This window comes from Steroidobacter sp. (genome assembly GCF_016790065.1).
GTDB lineage: Bacteria > Pseudomonadota > Gammaproteobacteria > Steroidobacterales > Steroidobacteraceae > Steroidobacter.
In genome coordinates this window covers 1-10,698 of sequence record NZ_JAEUPY010000472.1, presented here as the reverse complement: position 1 = coordinate 10,698, position 10,698 = coordinate 1, and the positions used below count along the sequence as shown (strand labels likewise).

Sequence of the window (10,698 nt, the reverse complement as noted above, 5' to 3'; positions counted from 1 at the left end):
GAGGTGTCATGGTCAGCTGCTGGCCAAGTCGGAGCTGCAGGGCGGGCTTGAGCATTCGTCTCGCTTGTGGGTCGCAACGGGCCAACGACCAGGCGTTGGCATCGGTCCGCCTCCCCGGGCAGGGCCCGTTAGAGGCGGAAGTCCTGACCCAAGTACACCTCACGGACCTGCTGATTTGCAAGGATCTCGTCGGCAGTCCCTTCAGCGATCACGCCACCCCCGCTGACGATATAGGCCCTACTACAAATCCCTAGGGTTTCCCGAACGTTATGATCGGTTATCAGTACGCCGATATTGCGTGCCGAGAGATGGCGGATGATGCGCTGGATGTCCAGCACCGAGATCGGATCGACGCCCGCGAACGGCTCGTCCAGCAGCATGAACTCGGGCTCCGCGGCCAGGGCGCGTGCGATTTCGACGCGGCGTCGTTCACCGCCCGACAAGCTTTGCCCCAAGCTGTTACGGATGTGCCCGATGTGCAGCTCATCGAGCAGCGATTCGAGCATCTCGTCACGTTTGTCGCGGTCGAGCTCGGCCCGCACTTCCAAAATCGCGCGGATGTTGTCCTCGACCGAGAGCTTGCGGAACACCGAGGCTTCCTGAGGCAGGTAACCCACGCCCAGGCGCGCGCGGCGATGCACCGGCAGCTTGGAGATGTCCTGATCGTCGATCAGGATGCGGCCCGCATCGGTGGGGACCAGGCCGACGATCATGTAGAAAGCGGTGGTCTTGCCGGCGCCGTTCGGTCCCAACAGGCCCACGACTTCGCCGCTCGAGACTTCCAGCGACAGACTTTTGACGACTTGCCGCGACCGATACTTTTTGGCGAGCCCCTCGACGTACAACCGTGTCATGCGCCGCCGCCGTTGCTTTCCGTAGCCAGCTTCGGCTCGATGCGCTCGTCGCGGCTCGCGTCCCCGCTGTCGTTGAAAGCGGGTTCGACGACCGCCGCGGTGCCGGCCGCGCCACCCGAATTGCTCGGGGTCTTCTGATTCGGCCGGATGATGCCGCGGACTCGGTTCGACGAGCCGCCCGGATTGATCTGCACGCGCTCGTCGCGGACGTTGTAGATCACCACATCGCCACGGAACTCGTCTTTGCCGTTGCTGAACCACACTTGGTTGGTGAGTTTCACCACGCCTGTGCCGAAGTCGTATTCGATCACGCCGGCACGCCCGCGAACGTCTCGGTTCGAAGGGCTGCTCAGCTGCTGAAAGCGCGCCGGAGTGCCTTCGATGCGCGCATTGGAGATTTGTCCATTCACCACCGCGGCGGTCGCGAGGTTCGACTGTAGGTCGGCCTCCGCGGTACGAATGCGCACGGCATTCTCGAAAGTCCAACGCTGCGTTTCGGCCCGCACGTTACGCGCTTTGGCAGTTCCCGCTTCGATGGAAGAAGCGCCTTGCGTGACACGCACGTTGCCGGAGATGTCGAGCGTGTCGTTACGGAAGTCCGAGTTCAGAACGTCGGCGCTCCAGGTGAAGGCTGCGTCGAGCGCGGGCGCGTTGGCAGCGCCACCGACTTGCGTGGCAAATAGCAGCGACAGCAGCACGCCGGCGCCGCTCGCGGCTCGCAGGCTACTGCTTACGTTGCGGTTCGAATCTACCATTCACTGTCTCCAGCCTCAGTTTCTCGCTGGTCAAATCGGCGCGCAGGCTCTTCACGGTCATCACATGTTGCCCGAAGCGCATGTGTGCCGGCGAGCGGGTGCTGTACGCCAAGTTCTTTTCGGTATCGATGGCTAGTTCGTCGGTGCGCAGGAAAGCGTTGCTGTCGCCTTCCAGAGGTCGCAATTCCACGTTGCCATCCAGCTGCACGATCCGCGAATTCGGGGGGACCTCGCCCTTGTCCGCGGTCAGTGCCCACTGCCAGTCTTTCTTGCCGAAATAGTTCACGCGTACCGATTCCATGGTGATCGCCTCGCCGCGCGCCGGCTGAGTCAGCCGCTGTTGAATGCGCCGCGCGATCAATTCGACCCCGGGCGAGCCGTCCTCGCGCGTGCGCAGGATCACGGCGTCTTTCAGGTAATAACCGGGCTGCTCGGGCATCTCATGGTTCGCGGTGGGCATGCTGCCGCTATCAACGAACGCGCCGTAACCGATGACGATAGCGGCGAGCGCGGCGGCCAGTGATACCCAGCGCCAGTTCATCCGTGCACCTGCCGGCTGGCTTCGAGACGCCGAGTCTCGAGCAGCAGATCGCACACCTCACGCACCGCGCCCTGACCACCGTTCGCCTGAGTGATGAAATGCGCGCGCGATTTCACGCTCGGGTGCGCGTCCGCGACGGCAATCGCGAGTCGCGACGCTTCGAACAGCGACAGATCGGGAGTGTCGTCGCCGACGCTCGCCACTGCTTGCGGTGTGAGGTTCAACATATCCAGTAGCTCACGCAACGCGGACAACTTGTCGTGTACGCCTTGCCGGACCCAAGTTACACCCAGCTCGCTCATGCGCTTGTCGACCGCTTTGGATTGCCGGCCGGAAATGACCGCGACCTGCAACCCGGCGTTGAGCACCTGCTTGATGCCCGCGCCGTCGCGCACGTGAAAACATTTCATCTGTTCGCCGCGCGCGGTGAAGTACAGCCGCCCGTCGGTCAACACGCCGTCCACGTCCAGCACCAGCAGGCGTACGTCGTTGGCGCGTTCTACCAGGGTGTCCATGGATTACATCACCCCGGCGCGGAACAGATCATGAACGTTCAACGCGCCGACCAGCACGTTGTCGGCGTCGGTCACCAGCAGTTGGGTGATGCGATATTTTTCCATCAGATGCACGGCTTCGGCCGCCAGGACCCGGGGGGCGATGGTCTTGGGGTTGGCCGTCATCACATCACGCATCTTGACCGCGTTGATATCGATCGGATGGTCCAGCGCGCGACGCAGGTCGCCATCGGTGTAGATGCCCAGCACGCGCAGCCGGTCGTCGACGACGGCCGTCATGCCCAAGCCTTTGCGACTGATTTCGAGCAGACCCTCCTTGAGCGAGGTGTCCGGGCTCACCCGGGGCAGTTCATCGCCGGTGCGCATCACGTCTTCGACGTGCAATAGCAGCCTTCGCCCGAGGGCACCGCCCGGATGCGAGCGCGCGAAGTCCTGCTCGCTGAAGCCCCGGGCTTCCAGCACTGCCACGGCCAGTGCGTCACCCATGGCGAGCGTGGCAGTCGTACTGGCGGTGGGCGCGAGGTTGTGAGGACAGGCCTCTTCCGGAACGCTCACGTCGAGCACGGCAGCGGCGGCCTTCGCGAGCGTCGACTGAGCTTTGCCGGTCATCGCAATCAACGGCACACCCAGGCGTTTGATGCCGGGAAGAATGGTGAGTAATTCGGCGGTTTCGCCCGAATTGGAAATGGCGATGACCACGTCGTCATGGGTAATCATGCCCATGTCGCCGTGACTGGCCTCGGCCGGATGCAGGAAAAATGATGGCGTGCCGGTGCTCGCCAGGGTGGCCGCGATCTTGTTGCCGATGTGGCCGGATTTGCCCATGCCGGTGACGACCACACGGCCGCGACAGTCGTGCAAGAGCTGGCAAGATGCGACGAAATCGCCGTCTAAACGCGACTCCAACGCTTGCACCGCAGCGACTTCCGTAGCCAACACGCGACGGCCGCGCGTCAGCAACTGTTCAGAATCCAGCTTTGCGGAGGTCGGTAAAGATCGCATTCCGCGAATAATAACGCGCCGTGCTGCTCCGCTGGTTTATTTCCTGTCATGAGTCCATGTCGTACGCAGGGGTAAATCGGCGGCGCGGATCGACCCGCGGATCAGATAAGATGTGCGCCCTTTGCTAGCTTTCGAGTGTTCCGCATCGATGAATGCCGCCGAGGTTCAAGCGCTGATCCAGACCGGATTGCCCGGTGCGCAGGTGCGCGTCGCATCCGATGACGACACGCATTTCGAAGCTGTCATCGTCGCGCCTCAGTTCGAGGGCCGCCGCATGATCCAGCGGCATCAGCTGGTGTACGCGACGCTCGGTCAGCTGATGGGCCGTGAGATTCACGCGCTCAGCATCCAGGCGTTCGCGCCCTCCGAACAGCAAAAGTAATACTCATGGACAAGCTGCTGATTCAGGGCGGCACGCCGCTGGAAGGCGAGGTCCGCATTTCCGGCGCGAAGAATGCCGCGCTCCCCATCCTGGCTGCGACTTTGCTCGCGGAAGGCACCGTCTCGGTGGGCAACGTTCCGCATTTGCAGGACGTGACCACCATGATCGAGCTGCTCGGTCGCATGGGCGTGAGCGTCACTATCGACGATCGCATGCGGGTCGAGGTCGATGCGTCCACCACCAATGCGTTCGTCGCGCCCTATGAACTCGTGCGCACCATGCGAGCGTCGATCGTCGTGTTGGGGCCGCTGTTGGCGCGCTTCGGGCAGGCGGACGTGTCGTTGCCCGGCGGCTGTGCCATTGGCGCGCGCCCGGTAAACATTCACGTCGATGGCTTGCGTGCGATGGGTGCGGATATCCAGATCGAGAACGGCTACATCCGCGCCAAGGCGAGCCGCCTCAAAGGCGCCCGCATCGTGTGCGAAACCGTCACAGTCACCGGCACGGAAAATCTGCTGATGGCCGCGACCCTGGCGGATGGCGAGACCGTCATCGAAAACGCCGCGCGCGAACCTGAGGTCGTCGATCTCGCGCATTTCCTGATGGCCATGGGCGCCAAGATCAGCGGCGCGGGCACCGATGTCATTACCGTGCAGGGCGTGGAGCGCTTGCAAGGCGCCAGCTACGACGTGTTGCCGGATCGTATCGAGACCGGCACGTATCTGGTGGCCGGCGCTATCACCGGCGGTCATGTAAAGATCAAAGGTACGCGGCCGGATCACCTCGATGCAGTGTTGCTGAAGTTGCGTGAAGCGGGCGCGAAGATCGAGATCGGCGACACGTGGATCGATTTGGACATGCGCGGTCGTCGGCCGAAGTCGGTCGATCTGCGCACCGCGCCTTATCCCGCGTTCCCGACGGACATGCAGGCGCAATTCGCGGCGTTGAATACGGTCGCGGAGGGCGTGGCGACGGTGACGGAGACCATCTTCGAGAACCGCTTCATGCACATGCTGGAGATGCGGCGCCTCGGCGCAGACATTCGCATCGAAGGCAGCACGGCGATCATTCGCGGCGTGCCGCAATTGACGGCCGCGCCCGTGATGGCCACGGACTTGCGCGCGTCGGCGAGTCTGGTGCTGTCAGCGCTGGTCGCGCAGGGCGCCACGGAAATTCACCGCATCTATCACATAGATCGCGGCTACGAGCGCATCGAAGAAAAGCTCGAACAAATTGGGGCGCAGATCAAGCGGATTGCTTAATCGTGGTGAACACCCCCGAAGGGGTGTTCATATGAAACCTCAACGCGAGCCGCGAGGCGGGCGCTCGTCCAGGGTCGCTTCCAGGTTCAGTTCCTCGCGGCCACGGCGGCCGCGGATGTTCAACACTGCGCCGGGAGCCATCGCGGCGACCCGATTCAGCGCTTCCTGCGCATTCACGATCTGTTGGCCATTGAAGTGGGTGACGAAGTCATCCACTCGAATGCCCGCTTTGGCGGCCGGGCCATGTGGGTCTACTGAACTAATGCGCAGCGCCACCGGCGGATCGATGCCAGCCGCCGCAGCCGTCGCGCGCGGCAATTCTTCGGAAGACACTCCCAACCATCCGCGCCGCACGCGCCCGTGCGCGATGATCTGATCCATCACACCGCGCACCATGTTCACGGGAATGGCGAAGCTGATGCCGTCAGTCCCCAGCGTCTGCGCGAGCACGGCGGTGTTGATGCCGATCAGCTCGCCCTCCGTATTAATGAGCGCGCCGCCGGAATTGCCGAAATTGATGGCCGCGTCGGTCTGAATGAAATCCTCGAAGTCGGTGACGCCGAGCCGACCGCGCCCGGTGGCGCTGACGATGCCTTGAGTCACCGTCTGGCTGAGGCCGAACGGATTGCCGATGGCCAGCACCACATCGCCGGCGCGCAATACATTGGAGCGGCCCATGGGCATGACGGGCGGGTTCTCCAGCGCTACGCGCAAGACGGCGAGGTCGGTATCAGGGTCGGTACCCACGATGGTGGGCGTGGCGACGCGACCGTCGGCCAGCTGCACGCGAATCTGATCCGCGCCCTGGATCACGTGGTGGTTGGTGACGAGGTGGCCATCCGCATCGAGGATGACGCCCGAGCCGAGGCTGCCTTCCACGCGCTGGCGCACTTGCGCCGGATTCTGTCGCAATAGCGGGTTGCCGGCGTTGGGGGAGCTGGCTACCACGCGCGCCGTGTAAATGTTCACCACAGCGGGGCCGGCGCGGCCGACGGCATCCGCGAATGACGTGCGCACTCCGCCTTCGCGCGGCGTGAAGGATACCGGCGTTGCGGGCGAATCCTGCTGAGTGGGCGCGGCCGAGGGGCCTGTCTGCGCCGGCCGGACCAATAGCAGTACGGCGGCGATGGCAAGGCCCACCAAGGTCCATTTCAGCAGGAATAATAGGGTCTGCGACAGGCTGGGCACGAGTAACCGTCCGGCGATGACCGGGGTGCTTCATAGCGACTCAAGCGATATGTGTATAATGCGGAATTCCTTGAACGTTTGAAACCTCGCTCCGGGCTGCAGGCGCCGGCGTGGGGTGCGCGTGCGAAAGATGCCTCGCGGAGACCGTGGATGAGTTCAGAAGTAGATAAGGTCGATGGCGGCCGGCGCCATTTCCTGCTGGTCGCGACGACCGTGACCGGCGTAGCTGGTGCCGCGTTGACCGCTGTGCCGTTCCTGGCCTCCTGGAAACCGAGCGCGCGCGCGAAAGCCATGGGCGCGCCGGTGGAGCAGGACATCAGCAAGCTCGAATCGGGCGCCATGGTCAAAGTGAACTGGCGCGGCCAGGCCATCTTCATCGTGCGGCGCTCGCCGGAAATGATGAAGGCGCTGGAAGATCCGTCGCTGGCCGACAAGCTGCGCGACCCGAAGTCCGAGCAGTCCGATCAGCCCGCGTACGCCAAGAACGACAGTCGCGCGCTCAAGCCCGAATACCTGGTGCTGGTCGGTGTGTGTACCCACCTGGGTTGCGCGCCGCTGGGCCGCTTCAATCCCGCGGACGCCGAGCTCGGCGCCGACTGGCCGGGCGGCTTCTACTGCCCCTGCCACGGCTCCAAGTTCGACTTGGCCGGCCGCGTCTTCAAAGACGTGCCCGCGCCGCTCAATCTCAAAGTGCCGCCATACCGCTTCGTTACTGACGGCGTGGTGCAGATCGGCGTCGACGCGGAGGTCGCATAATGAGCGCGACGATGCCGGAAAAGGGCAAGCTGGGCCAATTGGTCGACTGGATCGACGCGCGTTTCCCCATGACTCGGTTCATGAAGGAACACGCCAGCGAGTACTACGCGCCCAAGAATTTCAACTTCTGGTACTACTTCGGCTCGCTGGCCTTGGTGGTGCTGGTGCTGCAGATCGTCACGGGCATCTTCCTGACGATGAACTACAAGCCCTCGGCCGCGGACGCGTTCGCGTCGGTCGAATACATCATGCGCGACGTGGAGTGGGGTTGGCTGATCCGCTACCTGCATTCCACCGGCGCCTCGGCGTTCTTCATCGTCGTCTATCTGCACATGTTCCGCGGCCTCATGTACGGCTCGTACAAGAACCCGCGCGAGCTGGTGTGGATTTTCGGCATGCTGATTTACCTGTGCTTGATGGCTGAAGCGTTCTTCGGCTACCTGCTGCCTTGGGGCAACATGTCGTACTGGGGCGCGCAGGTGATCGTGTCGCTGTTCGGCGCAATTCCCGGCATCGGTGAGTCGCTGGTCGAGTGGATCCGCGGCGACTACTACATCTCCGACATCACGCTGAACCGCTTCTTCGCGCTGCACGTCATCGCGTTGCCGCTGGCGCTGGTGTTCCTGGTGATCGCGCACATCTTCGCTCTGCACGAAGTGGGCTCGAACAATCCGGACGGCGTCGAGATCAAGAAGCTGAAGGGTCCGGACGGTCATCCGGTGGACGGCATTCCGTTCCATCCGTATTACACCGTGAAGGACCTGGTGGGCTTCATCGTGTTCGCCATGCTGTTCGCGCTGGTGCTGTTCTTCGCGCCGGAGATGGGTGGCTACTTCCTGGAGCACGCCAACTTCGACCCGGCTAACGCGCTGCAGACACCTGAGCACATTGCGCCGGTGTGGTACTTCACGCCGTTCTACGCGATCTTGCGCGCGGTTCCGAACAAGCTGTTCGGTGTCGTGTTGATGGGCGCGGCGGTGATCGCCTTCGTGTTCCTGCCGTGGCTGGACCGCTCGAAGGTGAAGTCGATTCGTTACCGCGGTTGGCTGTTCAAGGGCTTCCTGTTCTCGTTCGCCATCAGCTTCGTCGCGCTGGGCTACCTCGGCTTGATGCCGGCGACCCCGGCCTACACGCTGGCGGCGCGCTTCTTCGCGGTCATTTACTTCGCGTTCTTCCTGCTCATGCCCTGGTACACCCGGATCGACCAGACCAAGCCTGTGCCGGAGCGCGTGACCTTCCATGCCCACTAAGCATCTAGCCGAAGCCATGATGAAGAAGAGTTTCCATAAGCTGGTTCTGGGTGTGGCGGGCATGGCTGCCCTGTCGTGGTCCGCGGTGGGCGCGGCGGCAGAAGGCCATAGTTCGGCCCTGCAACTGGCGCGCAACGATGTCGCGAACGTCGCGTCCCTCCAGCGAGGCGCGCGCAACTTCGTGAACTACTGCAGTGGCTGTCACTCGGCCAAGTACGTGCGCTACAGCCGTTTGGCCAAAGATCTGCAACTTAGTGAAAAGCAGGTGACTGACAACCTGATGTTCTCGGGTGAGCGGATTCACGACACCATCAAGATCGGCATGAAGCCGGAAGATGCCAATCACTGGTTCGGCACCACCCCGCCGGACCTGTCCCTGATTGCGCGCAGCCGTGGCGCCGACTACCTCTACTCGTTCCTGAAGTCGTTCTATCTGGATCCGAGCCGTCCCAACGGCACCAATAACCTGATCCTGCCGGGTACCGCCATGCCTCATGTGCTGTGGGAGCTACAAGGCTTGCAGCAGGCGGTCTATGATGGCGAGAGCGATGCGGAGCACAACACGGTTCATAAGAAGTTCAAGGAATTCGAACTGGCGAAGCAAGGTAGTCTTTCGCCGCAGGAGTACGACCAATTCGTTCGCGACACGGTCAATTTCCTCGACTACATCGGCGAGCCGATGCAGCTCGAACGGCGCAATTTGGGCATGCGTGTGCTGGCATTCCTGATAGTGTTCTTCCTGTTCGCCTACTTCCTGAAAAAGGAATTCTGGAAGGACGTAAAGTAGCGCTCGCGGGCGCTACTACACGTTCATTCAGAACAGCTCGGAGCGTACAACCGTGATGACGCTCTTCTCTCGTGCCGACGATCCCTGGAGCCACCGCACCAGGATCGTTCTGGCTGAGAAGAGCATCCACGTCGAAACCATCGACGTGCAGGGCGGTAACCTGCCCGAGGATCTGCTCGACCTGAACCCCTATCACACGGTGCCCACGCTGGTGGACCGTGACCTGGTGTTGTACGACTCGCGCGTCATCATCGAGTACCTCGACGAGCGCTTCCCGCATCCGCCGCTGATGCCGGTCGATCCGGTAGCGCGCGCGCAGTTCCGCCTGGCGCTGTATCGGATCGAGCGCGACTGGTACAGCCTCGCGCAGCAGATCGACGATCCCTCGGATCGCAAGAACGGGCTCAAAGCGCGCAAGATTCTCCGCGACAGCATTCTGGCCAGCACCGACGTGTTCAAGGCCAAGCCGTACTTCCTGTCGGACGAGTTCTCGTTGGTGGATGCCACCATTGCCCCGGTCCTGTGGCGGCTGTTGTATTGGGAAATCGATTTGCCAGCGCAGGCTCAACCCATCGTCAAGTACGCCAATCTGTTGTTCTCTCGGCCTGCGTTCAGGCACAGCCTGTCGCGCACCGAGCAGGAAATGCGCGCTTAACAGCGCGGTGGGTGCTCATGACAGATGCTCCAATTCGATCGCGCCGGCCCTATCTGTTGCGTGCCATGCATGAATGGATCAGCGACAGCGATCAGACGCCGCACATCGTCGTCGATGCTTCGTTACAAGGCGTCGAAGTGCCGCGCCAATACGTCCAGGGCGGCAAAATCATCCTGAACGTCAGCAATAGCGCCACCAGCAATTTGAGTCTCGGTAACGATGTCGTTCGCTTTCGCGCGCGCTTCGGCGCGGCCACGCATGACGTGATGGTGCCGATCGGGGCAGTGCTCGGTATTTATGCGCGAGAGACGGGGCAGGGAATGATTTTCTCGGAAGCCGATGCGCCTCCGCCGACACCGCCAACTGCGCCGACTGAAACGCCGAGCGGCGGCGCCCCCGAAGTGAAACGCGCCAAGCCGACCTTGAAGGTCGTCAAGTAACGCCACCGGCCCGGATGCGCGGTGGGGTCACTGCGCGTTATTAGGGATTGAGGCGCGTTCCGGTCCACGAACCGGCGTTGAATGTGAACTCGTCTTTCTTGGTCAGCGTGCGCTGCCAACGCGCGCGGTCGTGAATACGGCCGGCACCTTCCGCCCACAGTTCGATGGTATCGATCCACAGCCGGACGCCGCCCCAATGCGGCGGGCGGGGCACTTCTCCTTCCGTGGCTTGTAGCAGGCCGAGGCGCTCGCGCACGTCGCGAACCTGTTCGACAAGTGTGTCTCGCGAGGCGAGCGGTTCACTCTGCGCG

14 protein-coding genes are annotated in these 10,698 nt (G+C 62.7%); 7 read left to right on the top strand and 7 right to left on the bottom strand.

Annotation, left to right across the window (positions count from 1 at the left end):
* Positions 1 to 128: 128 nt before the first annotated feature.
* From lptB to JNL55_RS19555, 5 genes are read right to left on the bottom strand one after another with little or no spacing between them, the layout of a single operon-like run.
* Positions 129 to 854 carry an LPS export ABC transporter ATP-binding protein gene (gene lptB, locus JNL55_RS19575; protein ID WP_293857533.1) on the bottom strand — a complete coding sequence of 242 codons (726 nt, stop codon included), beginning with the start codon at positions 852 to 854 and terminating at the stop codon, positions 129 to 131.
* Positions 851 to 1,609 (bottom strand): LptA/OstA family protein, encoded by a 759-nt coding sequence (locus JNL55_RS19570; RefSeq protein ID WP_293857530.1) that lies wholly within the window; start codon positions 1,607 to 1,609, stop codon positions 851 to 853. Before JNL55_RS19570 ends, lptB begins: the two co-directional genes overlap by 4 nt.
* Positions 1,578 to 2,150: an LPS export ABC transporter periplasmic protein LptC gene (gene lptC / locus JNL55_RS19565; protein ID WP_293857527.1), complete on the bottom strand. Its 573-nt coding sequence runs from the start codon at positions 2,148 to 2,150 to the stop codon at positions 1,578 to 1,580. The genes JNL55_RS19570 and lptC overlap by 32 nt, the downstream gene beginning before the upstream one ends.
* Positions 2,147 to 2,665 carry a 3-deoxy-manno-octulosonate-8-phosphatase KdsC gene (kdsC, locus tag JNL55_RS19560; RefSeq protein WP_293857524.1) on the bottom strand — a complete coding sequence of 173 codons (519 nt, stop codon included), beginning with the start codon at positions 2,663 to 2,665 and terminating at the stop codon, positions 2,147 to 2,149. The genes lptC and kdsC overlap by 4 nt, the downstream gene beginning before the upstream one ends.
* A gap of 3 nt (positions 2,666 to 2,668) precedes the next feature.
* Complete coding sequence (locus tag JNL55_RS19555) at positions 2,669 to 3,667, bottom strand: KpsF/GutQ family sugar-phosphate isomerase (RefSeq protein ID WP_293857521.1); 999 nt, start codon at positions 3,665 to 3,667, stop codon at positions 2,669 to 2,671.
* Between the two features lie 148 nt (positions 3,668 to 3,815).
* Here JNL55_RS19555 and JNL55_RS19550 point away from each other — a divergent pair, with 148 nt between their 5' ends.
* Both JNL55_RS19550 and murA read left to right on the top strand, forming a co-directional pair.
* Positions 3,816 to 4,049: a BolA family protein gene (locus JNL55_RS19550; protein WP_293857518.1), complete on the top strand. Its 234-nt coding sequence runs from the start codon at positions 3,816 to 3,818 to the stop codon at positions 4,047 to 4,049.
* Between the two features lie 5 nt (positions 4,050 to 4,054).
* Entirely contained in the window at positions 4,055 to 5,311 is a 1,257-nt protein-coding gene (gene murA, locus JNL55_RS19545) for a UDP-N-acetylglucosamine 1-carboxyvinyltransferase (protein WP_293857515.1), read from the top strand.
* 39 nt (positions 5,312 to 5,350) lie between these two features.
* Here murA and JNL55_RS19540 read toward each other — a convergent pair whose 3' ends face one another.
* Positions 5,351 to 6,499 carry a S1C family serine protease gene (locus JNL55_RS19540; protein WP_293857512.1) on the bottom strand — a complete coding sequence of 383 codons (1,149 nt, stop codon included), beginning with the start codon at positions 6,497 to 6,499 and terminating at the stop codon, positions 5,351 to 5,353.
* A gap of 150 nt (positions 6,500 to 6,649) precedes the next feature.
* On the opposite strand from JNL55_RS19540, the gene petA reads away from it, so the two are divergent.
* From petA to JNL55_RS19515, 5 genes are all read left to right on the top strand, one after another.
* The gene (gene petA / locus JNL55_RS19535) at positions 6,650 to 7,255 is read left to right on the top strand and encodes a ubiquinol-cytochrome c reductase iron-sulfur subunit (protein ID WP_293857509.1); all 606 of its coding nucleotides are present in this window, start codon (positions 6,650 to 6,652) and stop codon (positions 7,253 to 7,255) included.
* 29 nt (positions 7,256 to 7,284) lie between these two features.
* Complete coding sequence (locus JNL55_RS19530) at positions 7,285 to 8,505, top strand: cytochrome b (protein ID WP_415923117.1); 1,221 nt, start codon at positions 7,285 to 7,287, stop codon at positions 8,503 to 8,505.
* Positions 8,506 to 8,566: 61 nt separating this feature from the next.
* A complete protein-coding gene (locus JNL55_RS19525; RefSeq protein ID WP_415923116.1) occupies positions 8,567 to 9,292 on the top strand; it encodes a cytochrome c1 in 726 nt (241 codons plus the stop codon).
* 55 nt (positions 9,293 to 9,347) lie between these two features.
* Positions 9,348 to 9,947 (top strand): glutathione S-transferase N-terminal domain-containing protein, encoded by a 600-nt coding sequence (locus tag JNL55_RS19520; protein WP_293857500.1) that lies wholly within the window; start codon positions 9,348 to 9,350, stop codon positions 9,945 to 9,947.
* Positions 9,948 to 9,964: 17 nt separating this feature from the next.
* Positions 9,965 to 10,387, top strand: a complete 423-nt coding sequence (locus tag JNL55_RS19515) for a ClpXP protease specificity-enhancing factor (protein ID WP_293857497.1) — start codon at positions 9,965 to 9,967, stop codon at positions 10,385 to 10,387.
* A gap of 40 nt (positions 10,388 to 10,427) precedes the next feature.
* Here JNL55_RS19515 and JNL55_RS19510 read toward each other — a convergent pair.
* Positions 10,428 to 10,698: pyridoxine 5'-phosphate oxidase C-terminal domain-containing protein (locus tag JNL55_RS19510; protein ID WP_293857494.1), on the bottom strand; the 271-nt coding region annotated here is incomplete at its 5' end.